This is a genomic window from Microbulbifer maximicatervae (SeqCode), assembly GCF_052467325.1.
On sequence record NZ_CP174310.1, the window covers coordinates 3,468,432 to 3,490,336 of the forward strand.

Consider the following 21,905-nt stretch of genomic DNA (forward strand, 5'->3'; position numbering starts at 1 on the left):
GGAAGACTGTTACTTGATTTGCGGCTCCAGCTCACCGGCAGCGTAGCGTTCGCTCATAACATCGAGGCTAACAGGGCGAATCTTGCTGGCATTACCAGCAGTGCCAAATGCCTCATAACGAGCGATACAGATTTCCTTCATCGCTTGCATAGCGGCTTTGTAGAACTTACGCGGGTCAAACTCAGATGGGTTCTGAGCCAGGAAGCGACGTGTGGCACCAGTCGAGGCCAAGCGCAGGTCGGTATCGATATTGACCTTGCGCACACCGTACTTGATACCTTCACATATCTGCTCAACAGGAACGCCGTAGGTTTCCGGGATCTCACCACCAAACTCATTGATTACAGCCAGCCACTCCTGGGGTACAGAAGAGGAACCGTGCATTACCAGGTGGGTACCTGGAATACGAGCGTGAATCTCTTTGATACGGTCGATGGCCAGGATGTCCCCGGTGGGCGGACGAGTAAACTTGTAAGCACCGTGACTGGTACCACAGGCAATTGCCAGGGCATCCACCTTGGTCTTCTGTACGAAGTCAGCGGCCTCTTCCGGATCGGTCAGCAGCTGGTCGTGGGACAGCTTGCCCTCAGCGCCAACACCGTCCTCCTCTCCCGCCATACCGGTTTCCAGGGAACCCAGACAGCCCAGCTCACCTTCAACAGAAACACCACAGGCGTGGGCCATATCCACCGCGCGCTTGGTGACATCTACGTTGTATTCGTAAGAAGCCGGGGTCTTGCCGTCTTCCTCAAGGGAGCCGTCCATCATCACTGAGCTAAAGCCCAGTTGGATAGAGCGCTGGCAAACGGCAGGGCTGGTGCCGTGATCCTGGTGCATAACTACCGGGATCTCAGGGAATTCCTCAATAGCGGCCAGGATAAGGTGGCGCAGGAAGGGAGCACCGGCGTACTTGCGGGCGCCCGCAGAAGCTTGAACGATTACTGGAGAATCGGTCTCTTTGGCCGCTTCCATAATCGCACGCATCTGCTCTAGATTGTTTACATTAAATGCGGGTACACCGTAGCCATGCTCTGCGGCATGGTCCAACATTTGGCGCAGGCTGATAAGAGCCATAATTAATTCCTTTCTCGTCTACTCGTAGTATTTGTATTTTTGCTTTTATGACCTGCCTGCAAATTGCGACAGGCCTTATTTTTCGTTATTTAGTCTTGTGCGCGGCTTTCCAGTATAGCGACCGCCGGGAGCTTCTTACCTTCAACATATTCAAGGAAGGCACCGCCACCCGTGGAGATATAGGAAACCTTGTCGGCAATGCCATACTTATCCACAGCTGCCAGGGTGTCGCCGCCACCAGCTATAGAAAACGCTGCGCTCTCGGCAATGGCTTTAGAGAGGTGCTCGGTACCGCCACCAAACTGGTCAAATTCAAACACACCTACAGGACCATTCCAGATAATGGTTTTCGCACTGCTGAGAATATCTTCCAGTTGCTCGGAGGATTTCGGGCCGATATCAAAGATCATATCGTCTTCAACCACAGCATCGGCACTTTTGGTTTCCGCTGCGGCGGATTCACTGAACTCTTTGCCTGTGACTACATCGGTAGGCACAGGGATATCACACTTCTGCATCAGGGCCTTGGCGGTATCTACCAGATCGTGCTCGCAAAGGGACTTGCCCACTGGCTTGCCGCTGGCTGCCAGGAAGGTATTGGCAATACCACCACCAACAATCAGCTGATCGACTTTGTCAGCCAGGCTTTCGAGTACCGTCAATTTTGTAGAAACCTTGGAACCACCAACAATAGCAACCAGCGGGCGCGCCGGTTCAGCCAGGGCTTTCTCCAATGCGTCCAGCTCAGCAGCCAACAGAGGACCGGCACAAGCAACCGGTGCAAATTTAGCCACACCATGGGTGGAAGCCTGGGCCCGGTGGGCAGTACCAAAGGCATCCATCACGAAGATATCGCACAACTGGGCATAGGCCTTTGCCAGGGACTCATCGTCCTTCTTTTCACCGCTGTTAAACCGTACATTTTCCAGCAGGGCAACTTCCCCATCGGCCAACTCAACGCCATCGCGCCACTCTTTGACCAGCGCCACATCACGGCCCAACAGCTCACCCAGGTGTGCAGCTACTGGGGCCAGGGAGAATTCTTCTGCGTACTCACCCTCTGTGGGGCGCCCCAGATGAGACATCAACAGCACTTTAGCCCCGGCTTCAATGGCGGCTTTTATCGTCGGTAGTGCCGCACGAATACGTGCATCGGAAGTTACACAACCGTCCTTAACCGGTACATTCAAGTCCTCACGGATAAGTAAGCGCTTACCAGCAAGATCGAGATCTGCCATCAGTTTGACCGCCATTCGCCAATCCTCTTCTACTTCGATTAACTGAAAAATGTGGGCGGCGATTATATCAACAGGAGCCTGTTGATGCCGATATTAAAAACAGGGGAATACGTTGTTATAACAGTCAATCTGCGAATTATTAGCGCAGTTGTTACTGTCTTAGGGGTCATCAAGCCAAAAGCGACCTTAGTTGATAACTGTTCGCTCAGAGGGTTAGCAAGTAGTTACTTCATGCGGGACTGACACCTAACGCCAACTAATGATCATGCTTTCAAAATCAATCCCACCACTTCCAAAGGGCTACCCAAGCCATTTAAGCAGCTAAATAAGAGGCCATGTAATTGCAATACAAGTCTCAATTGATACCAGGTAATTGAAATAAAGCTCACTGGAAATCAGGGTTCCACAGTAAATTTTTCATTCCCGCTCTGAGAATTACTGCTTAATTGCGCCAGATACCTAGCAGGCATAGCCAAATTGTACTTCCCGCTTTCGAGTTCGATCGCTAGAATCGCCGCCCCCTTCCAAAACGCACATTAATTACAGAGGCCATTTAAAAGTAGAACTTGGGATGGCCAACTTAAGAGGTAAACAAAACGATGCAACCAACGGATAGTGATATCGTTTTTCAAAGCTATGGACGCTGCTGCAATAAAGAAAAGTTTTTTGTAGATTTTTATGATCGCTTTATGGGAAGTTCTACAGACATCCGTCAGCTCTTTGCCAATACAGATATGAAAGCCCAGCGTCACCTTTTACGTAATGGCATTATGCAACTGGTACTTTATTCGCGCGGCATGCCGGACACCAAACTGCGCGCCCTAGGGAAAAGTCACGATCGTAATGGCTATAATATTCGCCCGGAATGGTATCGCCTCTGGCTCGACGCACTGCTCGCCACAATTAGACAACACGACGAGGAGTACTCACCAGAAATTGAAGCCTCCTGGCATCGGGCAATCCTGCCAGGTATTGAAATCATCCGTAAAGCCTACTGACTCTTGCGATTCAAAGAAAAAGATAGCTTTTAATCTCTAAACCCCAAACCGGCCTTTCACGATCGGATTTCCGATAGTTTCAATGCACAAAAGCATACTTTGTGACTAGTGCCGGTACGGGGTTCTATCCTATCAAGATTCAATTCACTATAAAAAATGCCTATAGCTATTCTAAAAATCCGAAAATAACTATAAAAAGTAAAACTAAATTTATAGGAATCAATAACAAGGAAATAATAATGAAAACGGTACGAAAGTACAGCCTTCCTTTGGCGCTAGCTGTTGCGATAAGTGCATGTAGCGAAGCCCCCAAGAGTCATAAGAACTCCGAAATAACGACAAATCCTACTTCAGTTTCAACCTCGGAAAACAAGCTTCCGTCACTGGAAATAAAATACGAAAAATTCACACTACCTAATGGGTTGCGCGTAATCGTGCATGAAGACCGCAAAGCGCCTATTGTCTCTATCGGAGTCTGGTATCACGTCGGTTCAAAAGACGAAAAACCCGGCAGGACTGGATTTGCACACTTATTTGAACATCTGATGTTCAATGGTTCAGAAAACTACAATGACGAATTTTTCAAACCATTTGAATTAGCTGGTGCTACCGGTATGAACGGCACCACTTGGTTAGATAGAACAAACTATTTTGAAACCGTGCCCACGAATGCATTGGATATGGCCCTATGGATGGAATCCGATCGCATGGGACATCTACTCGGTGCCATTACCCAAGAGAAACTCGATGAACAGCGTGGTGTAGTCCAAAATGAGAAACGCCAGGGTCAAAACCAACCCTATGGCAAAGTATGGGAGCGTATGCAAAAGGCCATTTACCCGGCCGGCCACCCCTACTCCTGGACTACGATCGGCTCAATGGAAGATCTGAATGCAGCCTCACTTGAGGATGTCCACGAGTGGTTTAAACAATATTATGGTGCCGCCAACACAGTATTAGTACTTGCCGGAGATATAAATGTAGAGACAGCAAGGGCAAAGGCCACTCAATATTTTGCGGACATTCATCCTGGCCCACCCTTAATTAAAAAGAAAGCATGGATAGCTAAACGAGAACAATCCAGCCGCGAGCAAATGTTCGACCGCGTCGCACAATCACGCCTGTATAAAGTCTGGAATACTCCAAACCTAACTCATGAGGATGCTGGAGCTATTGCTCTGGCGGCAGCTGTTTTGGGTGAGGGCAAAAATTCCCGTCTCTACCAGCGCCTAGTTTACCAAGACCAAATTGCCACTAAAGTAGATATTGGACTACATGAATTTGAACTCTCCTCTATATTTCCTATTGTTGCCGATATAAAGCCAGGCATAGAGCTGACTACCGTAGAAAACGCTATCGATGAGGAGTTAAAGCGTTTTCTTGAGGAGGGGCCAACAAGAGAGGAGTTGGCAAGAGTCAATATGAAAGTCTATGCATCTCATGCCCGTAACTTAGAGCAGGTGGGCGGATGGAGTGGAAAAGGAGTAATTCTTGCTCGTGGTGAACTCTATAGGGGCAACCCCAGCTCCTATCTGGATGCACTTACTGAAATGCAGGGTATAAGCCCTGAGCATGTTAAAGCTGCCGCTCAGAAGTGGCTTTCCAGCGGCGATTACAATCTGGAGGTACACCCTTTCCCTAAATACTCCACTTCTAAAGCTGGTGCAGATAGATCCAAATTGCCGGATACAGGAGAGTTTCCCAGTGTCCCATTCCCCGAATTACAAACTACAGAGCTATCCAATGGTTTAAAGGTCATACTGGCTCAACGCCATGCTGTACCAGTCGTCGATATCCAATTGCAGTTTGATGCCGGGTATGCCGCTGACCAGGGGAATATCCTGGGTACATCCAGTTACGCCATGTCCATGCTCAAGGAAGGTACTTCAAGCTTAAGTGCTCTTGAGATAAGTGCCAAAGAAGAATTACTAGGTGCGCGCATCAGCGCAAATTCAACTATTGATACTTCAACAGTTAGTCTCAATGCACTGAAAGGCAATATTGATGACTCCATATCTTTATTTGCCGATATCGTGATGCAGCCAGCTTTCGTCACAGAGGAAATTGAACGTAAGCGGAGCCGATGGATTGCAGGTATTCAACAGGAAAAAACTCAACCAGCACAAATAGCCCTACGAAAATTACCACCGCTACTTTACGGTAAAGACCATGCGTATGGCGTACCACTAACAGGCTCAGGAACTGAAAATTCCATTCAATCTTTGACTCGCGAAGATATTGTTAGTTTTCATCGGACCTGGATGCGTCCAGATAATGCCACGCTAATTGCCGTTGGTGACATTAGTCTCGATGAGCTGAAACAAAAACTTGAGCAACACTTTGCAGACTGGGTAGCACCTGAAAAGCCCTTGCCCTCCAAGCAACTTGAACAGGTCTCACATCCTGAAAAAACTAATATTTACTTAATTGATAAACCAGGAGCCGAACAAAGCATCATCATTGGTGGTCTACTGGCACCATCTGAAATGATTCCACAGCGTGAAGCCCTTCATATGATGAATGATATCTTTGGAGGCACTTTCACCGCACGAATTAATATGAACCTGAGAGAAGATAAGCATTGGGCCTACGGAGCATACTCTTTCCTAACAGGAGCCAAAGGGCAGCAGCCTCTATTGGTATACGCACCGGTTCAAACAGACAAAACCAGTGAATCTTTACAAGAGCTATATAATGAACTACAGGCCTATATAGGAAATTCCCCAGCAAAGGAAGAGGAACTACAAAAGATAAAAGATAAACGAATTAATGAGCTGCCTGGCCGCTTCGAGACTATTGGATCAGTCTCAAGTGCTATTGCAGATATAGTAGCCTATGACCGGCCACTTACCTATATGGAGACTTATACACAGCAAATTCGCGATATTGATCTTGCTTTAATTCATACTCTGTCTAGGAAAACTCTAAAAACCAATCAATTTACTTGGGTTATTGTAGGCGATAAAAGCAAAATTAAGGAAAAACTGATTAGTCTTAATTTAGGATCTATTTCTGAACTTGAATCAGGAGATAATCTAACAAGCATCCCACAAAACTAAATAACAACTAATTCTGGTCGACCAGACAATCTCTATTTGGTCGACCACTACCAACTTTCCAACCAATAACTGGCCCACCACAAATTTCTCAATCTGATTTTTCAACCAGATATATTTTTCTATCCAACACTACGAAACAAACTGATACAAGTCACAAGACTAACTACCAAATAAATCAATTGCAGATACCACTCATAAAAAGATTTACACAAAATACCCACAAAAAAACACTCAACCTAACAAATACCGCAAAGAGAAAATAAAATGTGGAAATTTCAACAAAAGTCGTTAAAAATTATCATGCAATCGCAAAAATCAACAAAATAAAAATCCCTCAATAAAATTTTAAAAAAATACCTGCAATTTGATTATTCATACGCCATTAAAATCCTGTTAAATTCCCCCAGGTCGATCTCGAACAAAAACCAATAATCAAAAATATTGAAATAAGAGCAGCGACAAAAGCAACAATAAATATAGAAATTGCCAGGAGTATCCAATGAAAAAAAAACTATCTGTATTTGCCGCCGGCGTCTTAGCCTTTGCTGTAGCCGGAAACGCCGCTGCAGCTGCAGAAGACAAGCGTTACATCGTGACTTTCAAGCAAGGAAAAGGTGAATCAGTTAAGTCTTTCATGAAAAAGAGGGGCGGACGCCAAGCTGTTGAAATACGTCGTCAGAATGCGATGGCAGCTCATATGTCTGCAGAAACCCTCAAAGAAATGCGCTCCAATCCGAACGTTGCATTTATCGAAGAAGACGTAAAACGTTATCCAATGTCTCAGGAAACGCCCTACGGAATTACCATGGTGCAAGCAGACCAGCTGGGTGACTCTCAAGCCGGCAACCGCACCGTTTGTATTATTGATTCTGGCTACGATCTCGTCCATGAAGATTTGTCTGGCAATGCCGTTACCGGAACCAGTGATCCCAGTGGTGCAGGCAATTGGTATGAAGACCAGAGCGGTCACGGCACCCATGTAGCCGGCACTATTGCTGCAATGAACAATGATGCTGGTGTCGTAGGTGTGATGCCTAGTAGTAACATCAACCTGCATATTGTAAAAGTCTTCGACGGTGATGGCTGGGCCTACTCCTCCTCCCTTATGGCAGCAGCAGAAGTTTGCGCCGACAACGGTGCCAACGTCATCAACATGAGTTTGGGAGGTGACAGCCCCAACGTCCTCGAGAGGCGCACCTTTAATAGCCTGAATCGCGAAGGCATCCTGTCCATCGCAGCAGCAGGAAACGATGGGAATACGGCCCACTCCTACCCAGCCTCCTACTCCTCAGTAGTATCCGTAGGTGCTGTCGACAGCGATAAGGCCATCTGGTCTTCATCCCAGCAAACTAACCAGGTAGAACTCTCCGCCCCCGGCGTGCAGGTTCTATCTTCTGTTCCCACTGATACAGGCAGAATTTCCTACTTGACTGTCGACAGTGTTGATATCGAGTCAGCCCCGATATCCGGCACTCCAGCTGGTGCAATCACCGGCTCGATGGAAGATTGTGGTACGGCAGAATCCGCTTGCACCAGTGCGGCAGGTAAGATTTGCCTGATTGCTCGCGGCAATATCAGCTTCGCCGAGAAAGTCTTGAATTGTGAGTCTGGCGGCGGTATCGGTGCCATTATTTACAATAATGAAGAGGGATTACTTTCCAGTGCCACCCTGAGTGACACCGTAACCACAATTCCCTCAGTTGGCATTTCAGATACTGACGGTGCAACTCTACTCACGCAATTAAATGCAAGTGTGGATTTGGAAAATGAGGCTACTAGCTACGAATATTACAACGGTACTTCCATGGCTACCCCACACGTTGCCGGTGTTGCCGCGTTGGTATGGAGCCACTTCCCCAACTGCAGCAATACAGAGATTCGCAACGCACTAACGGCTACCGCTGAAGATCTCGGTGACGCAGGAAGGGACAATGCCTATGGCTACGGCCTTGTACAGGCAAAAGCAGCCTATGACTACTTGGATACCTACGGCTGCTCAGGCTCCTAATCCCAATTGGATTAACTAGAGCTTGAATAAAAAAGGGGAGCAAAGCTCCCCTTTTTTTCAGGAACTAATAAATAGTTTTCAAGGATAACCATATGGCTACAAAGAAAATTAAGACCTCAACATTGCGTCCGTTCCATTACTGAAATCAGCCTCAGAAAGTATGTCCTTTGCCAGCAGCCGCTTTAAAACCTCCAAGCACCGATCTCTTACAGTATCCCGCACCAACCTTACCGTCGGTGTTATTGACTGCCTCCCCGGAGATACCAACCACAGCTCCGTCGCCTTGGGTTTATAGTCTCGCATAGTGGCCACTACCTGACCGGAAAGTAAATCCGCAGACATATCCAGACATGACTTAATGGCAAGTCCATAGCCAGAGGTACACCAACGTCGCACCAGGTCACCGTCATTTGACGACCTGTTCCCAGACATACGTATCTTGTATATCTCTTCGCCCCGAAAAAATTCCCAATTATTGTGCACAATCTCGTGAAGCTGATAAAAAAGGCCATTATGTGCGGAGAGATCCTCCGGTGTTTTCGGGGAACCCTTTTCCTGTAAGTAGGCCGGGGTTGCACACAATAAACGGGGCACGTCACAAATCTTAAAACCATACAGGTTGGCATCCGCTGGGGGGCCGTAGCGCAACGCGATATCCACGGGATCCCGGTAAAAGTCCACTTGGCTATCACTGATATTCACTCTTAGACTCAGCCCCGGGTGTTCCTGCAACAATTGATCTAACCAAGGAGTTACGAGGTTCCTTCCCAGGTCCGAGGATGCACCTATGCGAAGCTCGCCATCTATCTGACCGCTGTCTTCCTTGAGATTTTGCCGGGCGAGGTCCAAAGTCAGGAGGGCCTCCTCACATTTGGGAATAAACCTTTCCCCAGCACTGGATAGCCGCAATTGCCGCGTCGTGCGAATAAACAAGTCCGCTCCTAGCGCGCTCTCCACACGCTTGATCGCTGCGCTGGCAGTTGCAGTGCGTAAGTCGAGACTGGCGGCGGCCGCAGTGATACTGCGAAACTCGGCCACTTTAAGAATGACCCTCAAGTCTTCAAGCTGCATATTTTCAATATATTTTTGATAAAGATTCAAAGATTATAGTGTTTCTAGCGATGCAATCTAGATCTAGAATGACTTCATCAGCTCGACATCCCAGTCCTTACCCAGGAGACAGCTAAGCTGTTCACTAGGTCTCCTCTGAAAGGATCAAGGAAAAGAGTACAAACCTTAATCCAACACATATTGAAACAAAGAGGCGTTCACATGAGCAGGCTCACTATCGTTGCCAACATTAAAGCCAAGGCCGACAAAATTGACCTGGTGAAATCTGAATTGTTAAAACTCATTAATACAACACGAGCAGAAGCTGGTTGCATTAATTACAACCTTCATCAAGACAATGACAATCCTGCACACTTCCTGTTTTATGAAAATTGGGAAACTCGCGATCTGTGGCAAACTCACATGAACAATAAGCACCTGGAAGACTATATGAAAGCAACCGAGGGCGCCGTTGAAGAGTTTGTATTGAATGAAATGACTGAGATTGATAACTAATCAAACTCGGTGTGTTATCCAGGTTCCCGCCAGGATAACACCGAGCTAATAAATACACTTCTTCAAAAGGCTTTCCCGGTAAATTAAGCGTAAAAGCCCTTCGACGGAGCAACTCTTCGTCTAGAGCTATTCCCCAATAGCAACCCAGCCAAATAAAATACTAATCAACAAGTCCGGATTGCCAATTAAGGTTGACAATCACCTGTAAATTAAGCTGTCGGTTTATCTGGGTCGGCCATCCTTTGCACTCAATCAGACCCTATGCTTAAATTATTCCATTAACAGTCACTAATAAACATAATTAGCCTGAAGGATTTATGGAACTGGAATTTTTAACGGCAACCCTGTTTAACCTGGGCATTAACCTGATTTATACGCTGCTAGCGTTATTTATTGGTATCACCGCACTGATTACCATTGATAAGAAACTGCTTCGCTCTGTAGATATCGAAGGCGAGCTAAAAAATGGCAATATCGCCGTATCTATATTTGCATCAACCATATTGATATTTGTTGCCATCATTATTTCGTTTGGCCTCAAGGGATAGCACTATGCGCAAGTGGCTGGCTATCACACTGATACTTTCCCTCGCACTGATCACCCCTGAACTTGTACGGCGAGCGAATACACAGGAGCCGCCAACTAAAAGCACACCGGAAATCCCCCTTTCCGATAATTTACGGAGCTTTGGTAGCAGCGGCAGTCAGTTAGCCAGTATTGTGGACTCACAACAAGGTGTAGTGCGAGTGGTGGGTACCCGCTACCCTCTGGAAGAAAAAACCATCCAGAAAGTAGTCGACAAACGCTCACTGGAAGAGAGCGCTCATGTCTCAGTGTGGAACTGGCAGGGAATTGAGGCGGCGACAGCGTCCGCCCGGGGACTGGACCAGCAACACCACTTTGCCAACAGCTACCTGGTGGGGTTCAAGCCCTTTAAGACTCAACAGCTTTGGGTGCCTCTTTATACACTGGCTATGAATAAAGAGTACCAATACGATCACCTGCAATACGCCGGTTTGTCAGACATTTGGCAAACATCCCGGCAGGCCTATTACCAAAAGCGGGGTGACTGTGAAGACCACGCTATTTTACTGGCAGATTGGCTGATCGAATTGGGAGTTGATGCGCGGGTGGCACTCGGAACCCATAAAGGTCAGGGTCACGCCTGGGTAGTGGCCATCTTGAACGATCAAGAGTACCTGCTGGAGGCAACCAGCAAACGCCGCCAGACCAGCTGGCAAGCCATGCCCCTGGCAGCGCTGGCGGAGGGTTACGATGCGGAATTTCAGTTTAACCGCCACTTTTTCTGGGCGAAGAAAAACCCAACCCCCACTCGACAATACCGAGGAAATCACTGGGTAAAGAAGTCCCAGTTTATTCGCGGTTAATGCCCAAAGGGGGTGAGTGTTTACAGCCCACCCCTTTTATCCGTTTCAGATCAGATCGGAGATCCTGGCGGCAACGCTTTAACCGCACCAGGTTTTACTTCCAGCTTGCCCTGCTTAAAGGCATCGATGCGCTGTGCCTCATAGTAATAGTGCGCACTATAGCCCTCAGGATCATCGCCAAACAGCCGCATAGAACCAATTTCCTGAAGAAGTTTTGCCAGCTCCAAATGCGCTTTGGCCCGCACTGATTCGTCTGCCTTTGCATTACTGGCCAGTAACATCAACTGCTCGATATAGGCGTGATTAACTCGCTGGTGCACACTCGCCTGCAGACCGGTATAACCCTCACCCTGCAGAGCCAGCGCGCTCAAGCGCTGCAATAGGCTAGCAAACCCCGGTACCTCACTGCTGCGGGCACTCTGTTGATTCATTCGCGCCGCGCGCTGCGGGTCCATCAGGATTGATAGCGTATGCCCAGCAGCCGCTTCCGCCAGAGCGACCCCATCAAAAGCTACCCCTGTATATGAGGGGAAGCTCTCGATAGTACGTTCGTAGCCATAGGACTTGGGCGGAATCAGCTGCAAGACCTGCTCCGGCAAGGTGAGAAACTGCGGCGAAAGTGTATCCAGCAGTGCATCAATTGCCCGCTGTTGTCGCTCTGCGGGCACCAGGGTATAGCTATTTTGATCGGTACCGTTGTAGACATAGTCATAGTCCAAACCACCAATCAATTTGCCCACAGCCTCCGCCTGGTAGCGATGACCGTAGTACACAGGCACCAGGGTCTCTTCCAGGTCAGAGCGGGGCGCGGATAACGGCGCTGCCGCCGCAGAGAAGTTATCCAGGGCATGACGCCTCAAGTCGACCATCCGCTGGAATTCCGTCAATGGGTCGGTGCCGTTGTCCCAAAGGTGTGAAACTGCGTGAGCATTATTGATGGTGCGAGAGTCCGGGTCTGAAATAAAGCGCAGCTCTTGTTCCCCGGCCTCAGCGATAACACTGTCGAGATAACTTTTTTCATCATCGCTCTCGCCATAGCCATAGCGAACCGCCAACTTATCCCAACTGCCGATGCCAGTGGCGTAGGCATCTGTCAGGTCCAACTTACCTCCCAGCAGAGAGACCAGCGGAGCCGGGTAATCCATTACTGAAGCGCGCTCTTCGCTACTGGCAGCAAAGTTGTGCGCCAGCCCCAGGGTGTGGCCTACTTCGTGAGCGGATAGCTGACGGATACGGGCCAGGGCCATATTCTTTAGCTGCTCAGTACTGACGGTGTCGCCGCGGTAAGGCTGTACAAGCCCTTGAGCAATCAGAAAGTCCTGGCGAACACGCAGGGACCCCAAGGTAACATTGCCTTTTAGAATTTCGCCGGTGCGGGGATCGTAAACCGAATAACCGTAGGACCAACCGCGAGTGGAGCGGTGTACCCAATTGATCACGTTATAGCGAACATCCAAAGGATCGACGCCCTCCGGCAGAATCTCTACGCGAAACGCATTTTTAAATCCTGCTGCAGCGAATGCCTGGTCCCACCAGCTCGCCCCTTCTATCAGGGCACTGCGCACCGGCTCAGGCACTCCAGAATCTACGTAGTAAACAATCGGCTCCACAACCTCATCGCTACCCGCCTTCTTCTCCAGTCGATGACGGTAGATATAACGCTGGTCCAAGGGCTCTTCAATCGCTGTAGCGTAATCCCGATAAGCGAACGGGAAGTAGCCACTGCGGCTGTGAAAACGGCGCGGCTCATAGTCGTTATCTGGCAATTGAATCAGGGAGATATGCTGGCGCAGGGACACCAATGTAGGGGTCGGAACCACTTCGCGCAGATAGTTTCCCGGAGCTGATCCAGCAAAAGTTAACTGGGCCTCAAACTCACTGTTCTTGGGAAAGTTTTTTGTGCGGGGCAGATAAATTGCCGATTTGCTCTTATCCACACTGTAACTGCCCTGCTCTGCGCCCTTAAGACGTGTAGCAATACCGTGCTGATCGCTCAACAGGAAGGGCGTAAGGTCCACCAGTGCCGCCTTATCGCTCTGGGCAAGCACCTTGAAGCCCCAGAGTACGGACGAAGCGAAAGCTTCCTCAACCGCGCGGCGCTCAGCCGCATTTGCTGATTGGGCACGGTATTTCAGGTTCACCTGATGCAGTAATACTTTGTTACCCGACTGCTGGAACTTCACCAAGCGGCTCTCACCCACCTGGTTGCGATCCAGGCCCACCGGGTTTGAACCCAGTCCCTGGGCCAGCCCGGTGAGCAAGAGCAACTCGCGCTCAAACTCATCGATCTCAAGTAGCACCCGGCCGTTAGCCTCGTCCCAGTAAAAGTCGTGGAAGCCGCTGTGCCTATGCATGCCTGCGGTGTACTCCGCGATGCTCCCGGCCTGTGCCATTGTGCTGACTATCAAGAAGCACAGTGCGGCAATGTGCCTGCTTATGAACATTGAATACCCTCAATTTATTAAGTGTTATGGGCTAAAAATACAGAATACCCGCTGGAACATCCACGCCTGGCCATCACTCCCCGGGCCTGCGTCAGGAAAAAATGAAAAATATTTCTAACTGCCTGCATCTGTTCGGCTACCCAGGCGCGTCACATTGAAAAGACACACAATAGGAAACCGGCATATGTGGAAGCCAATCGCACTTTCAACCCTGATAGGCCTCGGTATCAGTTCACAGGCAATGGCCCACGATTCTTTTCATGTCGATACCAGCACCTGCACAGTGTCTACGAATTACGCTATTGAAGTAGGCCCGGACTTCTTTACCGTCGATGGGGAAGACGGAAAACTGGTGACATTTCAGCTGCCCAACCAGCTATCAGTGGATGGTGAGTTGCTGTCCCTCAATTCTCAGCAGGAGCAACTACTTCAGGAATACCGCCAACAGCTACACATCGCCGGTCGCGACACACTGGTACTCACCCTTGAGGCGGTCGATATTGCAATGGATGGCCTATCCATTGCCATCAGCACCCTCGCCGGGCCGGACCACCCGGATATCCTCGAACTCCAACAGTTTTCCGCCGACCTGATCCAGCGCACTGAGGACCGCCTCAATCGAGAGGGCGAGATCTACCAGCTGGGAAACGAGGAAATGGGTAACTATATAGAGAAAACCATCTCTGAAGAGTTTGAACCCCGTATCGAACGCCTCGCTATGGAGTCCGCGGGAACTATTGCCTGGCATGCCTTCAAAGCTGCCTTTACCGGCGGAGAAAGCATTGAAGAACAGGCCACTGAAGAGGCGGAGCGGTTACTGGAACAGCGCGGTAAAAGTATTGAGCAGTCTGCAAACCGCTTGTGTACACACTTGGAATCCATCGATCGACTGGAAAGCGACCTACACCAGCAGGTACCAGAACTCAGTCACTACGACATAGTGAAAGCCGGCCTGGTTGTCATCAATTAGGCGCTCTTGATTTTCATCCCCCCAAACTCGGCCGCACTGCGGCCTCTTTTTTAAATTTTCCACAGTATTGTCACAGCCCCTGACGCTGCAAAAACTCCATTGCGTCGGTGACACTTTGTTCGGCATTTTCGACATGGGACATATGCCCCATCTTCTGATACACGATTAACTCTCCATTAGGCAACTTGTCAGAGAAATACTTTCCTACGGACAAGGGAATAATTTGATCTTCTGCCCCCCAGATAAATAAAACTGGAATTTTTATAGTCTCCAAGTCCGGCAACGGCTGGAAATTGATTGTGGCATTAGCAACCAAATTGATCGCTGTACCGCGATTCTTCTCATAGCGGGAAAGCAAATAGATTCGTTCCAACATTTCCCCCGGCAGAGCCTGCGGATTGTAGAAAAATTTGGAAGCCAGCATTTTTCTCAATAATCCACGACTACCAATGTGCGCAACCATTTTTCGCCCCCAATGGCTGGTGGCAAATCGAGCAATACCAGCAGGCATTTCCAGTCCCTTGCCACATTTATAACCACCGGGAGAGACAAGAATAGCGGCCTTGGGTATATTCGGATGTCCTGTTAAATAGCGTAAAACCCCATTTCCACCAAATGAATGGCCAGCGATCACATAGTCCCTAAGTTTCAGGGTTGCGACAAATTCTGCAATAAAATCGGCAAAATGCTTAGGTGTATAAGTGCCTCCTGGTAACGGGTCGGTCAATCCATGCCCAGGTAAGTCCACCAAAATAACATGATATTTTTCTGCCAATTTTGTCGCCCAGGCATTCCAGGCGCTCAGTGAATCACCACCACCGTGAAGACAAAGTATATTAACGCCATCAACAGGCCCCATCTCGCGATAATTAACGGATAAACCACCAGCCAGCGTAAGTTGATTAAAAGAGAATTTCAGTAGCTCATTGCGACTTAAACTGGGACTAAAAAACGCCATCCACAGAAGCCAGAGTAGAATTAAAAAAAGTATTAAAACCAGCCAAAAAGTCATCGTTCTACCCGAGCCCCTCACCTTTATGCGCTGAAAAAGTGGCTGAGTTGGCGGAAATAGTAATACCGCAAGCAAAAGCTTGAAAATAATGGCCCAGATCCGCGCCCATTCAACAAGGATAGACGGCGCTCACCACTGAAACTGGCTGCTACGGCCAAAGGTAGAAACAAGAGGGCCTCCAAATAATTCACCAACTACCTCAGCCTGATCTAAAAGACGTAAACATTAAGTGCTATTTACTTTAGAAGGCCCCCTAGCACTTCATGTCACTCAAAGGGTTATCTGGACATCTGAGCCTCCGTCGCCCGGCAAATAGCATCCAGGGTAAGGGCAATATCATTATCGGTAGTCGCCCAGGAAGAGACGCTAATACGCAGGGCCGTTTTTCCTCTCCAGGTAGTCGCTCCAAACCAGCAGACTCCCTCCTCCTGTATGGCTCTGACTATCTCTTGGATATCTTCCGCAGTGCCAATAGTTGCCACCACCTGGTTTAACACTACATCGTTAAGGATCTCATAGCCCATTTCTGCCAGGCCTTCGCACAGATGTTGGGCATGGATGCAGCAGCGATCAATCATCGCCGCAACTCCTTTCGGGCCCATCTCCTGAATTGCCGCCCACACTTCCACCCCTCTGGCCCGACGTGAGAATTCTGGCACCATATCCTTGGGCGGCACCAGCGATCCCACTTGCAAGTATGGCGCCTGGGTTGTCATCACATTGTGTACAGCCCCCGGCTTTCGACAAATTGCCAAACCGCAGTCATAAGGCGTATTTAGCCATTTATGAGCATCTACAGCCCAGGAATCTGCTTGGTCTACTCCAGTAGTCAACACTGATTTCGCTGGAGATGCCGCTGCCCACAAACCAAAGGCACCGTCGACATGTACCCAGGCACCTTTGGATTTAGCTTCGGGAATTATGCCTGCAAACGGATCAAAACTGCCGGAGTTTACGTTGCCCGCCTGAAGGCAAATAATGGTGGTTTCATCAACCTCGGGAAAAGTATCTGCTCGCACCCTCCCCTGTTCATCACAGGGCGCTTTAATCACCTGATCCATACCAAATCCAAGAATAGAGAGTGCCTTGTGAACTGTGACATGGGACTGTTCAGAAACAACAATACGCAGTGGCGGCGCACCGGCTAGCCCGCTTTTTGCCAGGTCGATATTTAATTTTTGATAAAGCGTATTTCGCGCAGCAGCCAAGCACACCATATTGGCCATAGATGACCCTGTGGTGAAACCCACACTACTTTCCATCGGCAAGGTTAACAATTCCAATATCCAGATTGCCGCAATACGCTCCAGATAAATTGCAGAAGGCGCCGATGCCTCCAAAACCGCCACTTGGTCCCAAACGGCGTTCATTACCGCCGCGCCCATAGAAGCTGGCGTAGCTCCACCTACCACTAATCCGAAAAATCGCCCACCGGTACTGGCAACTGTTGCCGGAGAACCATAACGGTGCAGGCTCTCGACAACAGCCTCTGCCGGTTCCCCAGCCCGGGCCAAGTCACTGTTAAAAAATTGCATTTGATCAATATCAAAAGCGGACGGACTTACGCGACGATCGCGAATATCAGCAACATATTCCTCAGCGTACCGCGCTGCCAGGGATAGTACTTCTATGGCATTAGAAAAATTTTTGCTGTCATTATTATCCATTTTCGACCCCTCAACTCCTTTTCCAGTACCTGATCTAGTATAAAAAATTAATTACGCTATTAGACTTAAACTAATAAAAATTTAATTAAAACGATACGAACAATAAGGACAAAAACACTTATCTTTATGGCAATAATCGCTTTTAGATAAAGTTGAAATAGCAATAAACCTGGCACGTTTGAAGACAAGGATTAACTTGAAAGGACTTTTTATCTAGGGAGCCTCTGAATAACTCCGTAATGCCTCTGCGGGTCTTGAAGGCTGCAGATGTTAGGCGCAGCTAGCCGCGAATGGCCTAGTCCTTTGCAAGAGCTGCAACGCAGCAGCTGTGGCCTTCAAGGCCCGCCCTTCGGGGCTTACAGAGCGATTCACACTCCGCGTTGCGACTTCTTGAAAGGTCTAGACATTCCTGCGAAGCCGCGCCTTGATTGTGAACCGCTCTGTATGCCAGAGGTATCACGGAGTTATTCAGAGGCTCCCTAGTGCTATCTTATGCCCCAACATAACCAGTCGGGGCTCATACAGTGTTTGCTTACTTGGGGTTTCTCTCGCTGGTATGGATGGTTGTAGGTGTTACATTGGCAGGAGCAAAATACTCTGGCTATAGCCATTCAAGACAATTCTGTAGCGAACTAGGAGCCGTTGGAAGCCCAACCCAGAAGCTCTCCCCCCTCATTAACAACTACCCACTTGGCATATTATTCTTCTTATTTGGTCTGCATATAATTCAAATTGAACAGGCCCCAGTTGTACTTACCATCATTGGAGTTTTAATTATTATCCACAGTATTGGAACCTGGGTTGCGGGTTATTTTCCTATGGATGCGGATCCCTATACAAAAACCCCCAGTCTTGAATGCCAGATACACTCCTGGGCGGGGATGTTTATGTTGTTTTCTTTACTCATTGCGCCATTGCTAAGTACTTTCAGTAGTTACTTCTCAATAGAATTCAGGTTATTTAGTACAGCCTGCTTGCTCGCTTCTATCTATTTTACTGTTACCTTAAAAAAAGCCTACGAGGAAAAAATCAACCCCGGCCTGCACCAACGTCTCAGCTATGGAGCACAGTTGATATGGTTAACGGGGCTTTCCTTTAATCTGATAACGAGCTGACAAATAATTTATAGCAACTTGGAGCAATCAATCTGATAACGCTTCGAAAACAGTAAAAGCCCTTTCTGGGAGAAAGTAATCGCCCTGGAGTCCGCTCTTCTAACCGCCCACTGCTTTGCCAAGGCATCTTCGAGTATCCATTGGCCCAAGCTGCCTGCAAGGTGGCTTTTTCGTTCGCTCCAGTCTAGGCATGACTTGCAAACAGGGCGCTTACGTTGCTTAAAACTCGTTACGGCTGCCCCTCGTTCCTGGAAAAATATTTCGCCCTCTTCAGTCAAGGAAACTTGCTGTGATTGCTCAGAGAGTAACTCACTAGCCAATAGCGCCTCGTACAATAGAACACCAGTCATTCCTGCTAAATGGTCATAGCAGATACGGGACTTCCTTAAATCTGGATCTGCGGGTCCAGTGGTAACTTTTTGAGGTACCAGGGTGCTACTCAGATTGAGCAACGCCTCTAGCGCTTCGGCAATTTGATGACTCGCCAGCTGAAAGTACTTGTGCCTACCCTGCTTGCGAACTATCAGCAGCTTGCTATCTACCAGCTTGGAAAGATGGTTGCTTGCAGTCTGTGCAGTCACATCGGCCTCACAGGCTAACTCTGTTGCTGTCAGTGCTTTTCCACTCATAAGCGCCATCAATATTTTTGAGCGCGCCCGATCCCCAATCAAACTGGATATTACCGAAATGTCAGGTTCCATGGTTACCCTCGCAACAGTTCGCTGACCACCGAAGTATAGAAAATTAAACCATCTAGAATGCCAGCAAATTATGAATAGAGGCAACTTAGATGACTGTAACCTGTTTTATTGAATACAAGATCGATCCGTTTAAGCTTGATGCTTTCCGGCAGTATGCTGAGAACTGGGGCAAAATCATTCCCAATTGTGGCGGACGACTACTAGGATATTATCTACCTTCTGAGGGCACCAACTTTCAGGCCTTTGGTATTATTAATTTCGATAGCTTGGCTCATTATGAACAATATCGAAAACTGCTTAAGCAGTCTCCTCAGGGCAGTGAAAATTTTCAGTTTGCGACGAGAGAGAAGTTTATTCTTGAAGAGAAGCGAAGCTTTTTAAATGCTGTGCCAGAAACCTACCTGAAGTTCCCACAGGAAAGTCACTGATGATCGCCGTCATATTTGAAGTTACACCAAAGCCTTCAGGAAAAGACAAATATCTGGCCGTTGCAGCGGACCTAAAAGAACACCTAACTAACTTCGATGGATTTATCTCAGTCGAGAGATTTCAAAGCCTCAATCAGCCAAGAAAAATTTTGTCGCTCTCTATTTGGCGGGATGAAGAGTCTGTAGTGAACTGGAAAAATCACAAGGCACATTGTGATGCACAACACCTAGGCAAAAAACAACTATTTGATAACTACCGTATAAGGATTGGAGAAATTCTTCGGGATTACTCTATGCAATAAATCAACAGTCAAATTTGGCTCAGACTATGAAGCCTCTGCATCTTTTTCTTTTGTTGAAAAACAGAACGCAGAGGCTCCCATTCCTAAAAACGGACTGACCAAAATAATCGAATTACATTCGCAGAGAAACTATAAGCCGGTTCCTCGCCAGGACTGATAGATGTATCAGAACCATGCACGGTGACATCTAGGAAATCCTCATAGTCAAATAGGATATGGTCCCAATAGAGATTAATCGTATTGCGTCGTTTCAGTACTGACCAACGTTTTGGCAGCTCGTAAGATACACCAAACCCAAGGGCTAGAGTTGTGTAATTACTCAACTCTTTATCCCTAGCACGAAAATTAGTAGCGTTGAGATAGGGGAAAAGATCGCTGTAAAAGTCTGCACTACTTTGCTGATAATAACGAATTTTTCCCTCTAAAACCCATTCATCCCGTTCCTTCCAGGGGTGGATATAGCGAAACTCAACATTATCCGAAACAACACCCCAACTATCCGCATAGTGTCTGTATTCGGCCTTGACGGCTGCTCGGTAAGGCAGCCGGTATTTAGCCCTTAAAGCAACGGCATCACTGTTGCGAGTTGTTGGATAAACTTCAGCTTGATAACTAAATCCGCTGCCAGAGGATTCGTCAAGGTATCTGACACTGCGATACGGATTATTAAGAAAACCTTCGTCAGCCACCGTTTCCACACTTAATTCAGCAATTAGCTTCTGCGTGAGGATCTGATTCCAACTAAATGCATAGCGGCGATGCTGTGCATCCTCAGCAAAATTGTCATCGCCATTACGAAATACATCATCGCTTCCGTAACTCACCCGCAAACCAAGGGTGCTCAAATCGCCAAAGAACCCCTGACTAATTCCGAAGGCAACTGTTTGCGCCTCATAGTCATTCTCGGAACTATTGGTATACCCCATACTGATTGTGGTTTTATCCACCAGGTAGTCAGCCCCCAAAGAGAACTCATCTCGCTGCTCAGTGTACTCACTAGCGGTGGCTTCCACATCAATAGATGCCCCGGATATCATATCCACATAGTAATTTGCAGACAGGGATACATTGTTGCCGACATTCTTTCGAATCAATAGGGAGGGCCCATCAATAGTCACTCCACCACCGCTATAGGCATGATACATATTGTCCGCTCTCTCCTCGGGAAGAACTGCGGCAACGGCCATGAGCGGTCCTAAAAATAATAGTCCGCTCCAGCGAGATAGAAGCTTAGTTACAGCCACATCCACCTCCACTTCCCCCTTCAGCACCCCGCGCAGCTTCACGGGCTTCGTACACATGATTCATGTAACGAGCCGCTACAGGGTCCTGTTCAAACCCCATAATAGGATCGGCAATAAATTGTCGTTCATAAGGAGCAACCCAAGGATTAATAGTACAACCTGTGCTCAACAAGAGAGTGCAAACTAGGAACAATGCACGCATGACACTACTCCCGAATCAGTTCCTTAATCATCTTCTTATAGGCGGCTTCATCTCCATCGCGATAGCCTTTGTGGATATAGCGAACATTTCCATCGCGATCGATAAACACGGTGCTGGGCATAGCTGCAACACCATACATTTTGCTCACTTCCCCTTTGCTATCAAAAAGGATCGGAAAATCCACCGGAATTTTTGCCAGTAGAGAGTCCGCATCTTTACGTTGAGCATCCACATTAACCCCCCAAACCTGGAAGCCTGCAGCTTCATAGCGGGCGTGTAACTGATCCAGCAGCGGCATTTCCTGACGACAGGGACCACACCACGAGGCCCAAAAATTAAGCATGATGACATCACCGCGCTGCTCTGCGAGCCTAAGGTTTCCGCCCTGATTGGAACTCAAGGTAAAATCCTTAGAGGGCTCTGCGGCGTAGGCCTGCGATATTGATAAAAGCAGGGTCAAGAAAGCAGCCAGGTATTTCATGGAAGAG

The 21,905-nt window shown here is 48.1% G+C and carries 20 protein-coding genes; 10 read left to right on the plus strand and 10 right to left on the minus strand.

Annotation, left to right across the window (positions count from 1 at the left end; all coding sequences use genetic code 11):
- Nucleotides 1–9 precede the first annotated feature (9 nt).
- A complete protein-coding gene (gene fba, locus ACJJIE_RS15445) occupies nucleotides 10–1,074 on the minus strand; it encodes a class II fructose-bisphosphate aldolase (protein WP_282930878.1) in 1,065 nt (354 codons plus the stop codon).
- An 89-nt stretch (nucleotides 1,075–1,163) separates the two neighbouring features.
- Entirely contained in the window at nucleotides 1,164–2,327 is a 1,164-nt protein-coding gene (locus ACJJIE_RS15450) for a phosphoglycerate kinase (protein WP_282930877.1), read from the minus strand.
- Between the two features lie 584 nt (nucleotides 2,328–2,911).
- Here ACJJIE_RS15450 and ACJJIE_RS15455 point away from each other — a divergent pair.
- The 3 genes from ACJJIE_RS15455 to ACJJIE_RS15465 all read left to right on the plus strand — a co-directional run bounded on the left by ACJJIE_RS15455 (nucleotide 2,912) and on the right by ACJJIE_RS15465 (nucleotide 8,377).
- Nucleotides 2,912–3,310 (plus strand): globin, encoded by a 399-nt coding sequence (locus tag ACJJIE_RS15455; protein WP_282930876.1) that lies wholly within the window; start codon nucleotides 2,912–2,914, stop codon nucleotides 3,308–3,310.
- A 239-nt stretch (nucleotides 3,311–3,549) separates the two neighbouring features.
- On the plus strand, nucleotides 3,550–6,369 hold the full coding sequence (locus ACJJIE_RS15460) for a M16 family metallopeptidase (RefSeq protein ID WP_444892265.1): 2,820 nt from the start codon (nucleotides 3,550–3,552) through the stop codon (nucleotides 6,367–6,369).
- A 499-nt stretch (nucleotides 6,370–6,868) separates the two neighbouring features.
- The gene (locus ACJJIE_RS15465) at nucleotides 6,869–8,377 is read left to right on the plus strand and encodes a S8 family serine peptidase (RefSeq protein ID WP_282930874.1); all 1,509 of its coding nucleotides are present in this window, start codon (nucleotides 6,869–6,871) and stop codon (nucleotides 8,375–8,377) included.
- A gap of 108 nt (nucleotides 8,378–8,485) precedes the next feature.
- On the opposite strand, the gene ACJJIE_RS15470 is transcribed toward ACJJIE_RS15465, so the two are convergent.
- Nucleotides 8,486–9,448, minus strand: a complete 963-nt coding sequence (locus tag ACJJIE_RS15470) for a LysR family transcriptional regulator (protein ID WP_282930873.1) — start codon at nucleotides 9,446–9,448, stop codon at nucleotides 8,486–8,488.
- A 201-nt stretch (nucleotides 9,449–9,649) separates the two neighbouring features.
- Between ACJJIE_RS15470 and ACJJIE_RS15475 the strand changes: the two genes are divergently transcribed.
- From ACJJIE_RS15475 to ACJJIE_RS15485, 3 genes are all read left to right on the plus strand, one after another.
- Nucleotides 9,650–9,943, plus strand: a complete 294-nt coding sequence (locus ACJJIE_RS15475; RefSeq protein ID WP_282930872.1) for a putative quinol monooxygenase — start codon at nucleotides 9,650–9,652, stop codon at nucleotides 9,941–9,943.
- A 317-nt stretch (nucleotides 9,944–10,260) separates the two neighbouring features.
- The gene (locus tag ACJJIE_RS15480; RefSeq protein ID WP_108734840.1) at nucleotides 10,261–10,491 is read left to right on the plus strand and encodes a DUF350 domain-containing protein; all 231 of its coding nucleotides are present in this window, start codon (nucleotides 10,261–10,263) and stop codon (nucleotides 10,489–10,491) included.
- A 4-nt stretch (nucleotides 10,492–10,495) separates the two neighbouring features.
- Nucleotides 10,496–11,332: a transglutaminase domain-containing protein gene (locus ACJJIE_RS15485; RefSeq protein WP_282930871.1), complete on the plus strand. Its 837-nt coding sequence runs from the start codon at nucleotides 10,496–10,498 to the stop codon at nucleotides 11,330–11,332.
- Nucleotides 11,333–11,382: 50 nt separating this feature from the next.
- Here ACJJIE_RS15485 and ACJJIE_RS15490 read toward each other — a convergent pair whose 3' ends face one another.
- Nucleotides 11,383–13,776 carry a zinc-dependent metalloprotease gene (locus ACJJIE_RS15490; protein ID WP_444892266.1) on the minus strand — a complete coding sequence of 798 codons (2,394 nt, stop codon included), beginning with the start codon at nucleotides 13,774–13,776 and terminating at the stop codon, nucleotides 11,383–11,385.
- A gap of 184 nt (nucleotides 13,777–13,960) precedes the next feature.
- Between ACJJIE_RS15490 and ACJJIE_RS15495 the strand changes: the two genes are divergently transcribed.
- Nucleotides 13,961–14,746, plus strand: coding sequence for a DUF2884 family protein (locus ACJJIE_RS15495; RefSeq protein WP_444892267.1), 786 nt, complete (start codon nucleotides 13,961–13,963; stop codon nucleotides 14,744–14,746).
- Between the two features lie 70 nt (nucleotides 14,747–14,816).
- Here the strand turns inward: ACJJIE_RS15495 and ACJJIE_RS15500 are convergent, their stop codons facing one another.
- On the minus strand, nucleotides 14,817–15,704 hold the full coding sequence (locus tag ACJJIE_RS15500) for an alpha/beta fold hydrolase (protein WP_282930868.1): 888 nt from the start codon (nucleotides 15,702–15,704) through the stop codon (nucleotides 14,817–14,819).
- A gap of 332 nt (nucleotides 15,705–16,036) precedes the next feature.
- The gene (locus ACJJIE_RS15505) at nucleotides 16,037–17,425 is read right to left on the minus strand and encodes a pyridoxal phosphate-dependent decarboxylase family protein (protein ID WP_282930867.1); all 1,389 of its coding nucleotides are present in this window, start codon (nucleotides 17,423–17,425) and stop codon (nucleotides 16,037–16,039) included.
- Between the two features lie 524 nt (nucleotides 17,426–17,949).
- Here ACJJIE_RS15505 and ACJJIE_RS15510 point away from each other — a divergent pair.
- A complete protein-coding gene (locus ACJJIE_RS15510; protein ID WP_444892268.1) occupies nucleotides 17,950–18,540 on the plus strand; it encodes a DUF998 domain-containing protein in 591 nt (196 codons plus the stop codon).
- An 8-nt stretch (nucleotides 18,541–18,548) separates the two neighbouring features.
- On the opposite strand, the gene ACJJIE_RS15515 is transcribed toward ACJJIE_RS15510, so the two are convergent.
- Nucleotides 18,549–19,241, minus strand: a complete 693-nt coding sequence (locus tag ACJJIE_RS15515; protein WP_282930866.1) for an ArsR/SmtB family transcription factor — start codon at nucleotides 19,239–19,241, stop codon at nucleotides 18,549–18,551.
- 89 nt (nucleotides 19,242–19,330) lie between these two features.
- Here ACJJIE_RS15515 and ACJJIE_RS15520 point away from each other — a divergent pair, with 89 nt between their 5' ends.
- Together ACJJIE_RS15520 and ACJJIE_RS15525 are read left to right on the plus strand one after the other, a co-directional pair.
- Nucleotides 19,331–19,669 (plus strand): NIPSNAP family protein, encoded by a 339-nt coding sequence (locus ACJJIE_RS15520; protein ID WP_282930865.1) that lies wholly within the window; start codon nucleotides 19,331–19,333, stop codon nucleotides 19,667–19,669.
- Entirely contained in the window at nucleotides 19,669–19,971 is a 303-nt protein-coding gene (locus ACJJIE_RS15525) for an antibiotic biosynthesis monooxygenase family protein (protein WP_282930864.1), read from the plus strand. The genes ACJJIE_RS15520 and ACJJIE_RS15525 overlap by 1 nt, the downstream gene beginning before the upstream one ends.
- Before the next feature lie 83 nt (nucleotides 19,972–20,054).
- Here the strand turns inward: ACJJIE_RS15525 and ACJJIE_RS15530 are convergent, their stop codons facing one another.
- The 3 genes from ACJJIE_RS15530 to ACJJIE_RS15540 are packed head-to-tail and all read right to left on the minus strand — an operon-like array spanning nucleotide 20,055 to nucleotide 21,898.
- Nucleotides 20,055–21,215, minus strand: coding sequence for a DUF3570 domain-containing protein (locus tag ACJJIE_RS15530; protein ID WP_444892269.1), 1,161 nt, complete (start codon nucleotides 21,213–21,215; stop codon nucleotides 20,055–20,057).
- Nucleotides 21,202–21,417, minus strand: a complete 216-nt coding sequence (locus tag ACJJIE_RS15535; RefSeq protein ID WP_444892270.1) for a DUF4266 domain-containing protein — start codon at nucleotides 21,415–21,417, stop codon at nucleotides 21,202–21,204. Before ACJJIE_RS15535 ends, ACJJIE_RS15530 begins: the two co-directional genes overlap by 14 nt.
- Before the next feature lie 4 nt (nucleotides 21,418–21,421).
- Nucleotides 21,422–21,898 (minus strand): TlpA disulfide reductase family protein, encoded by a 477-nt coding sequence (locus ACJJIE_RS15540; protein WP_444892271.1) that lies wholly within the window; start codon nucleotides 21,896–21,898, stop codon nucleotides 21,422–21,424.
- Nucleotides 21,899–21,905: the final 7 nt, after the last annotated feature.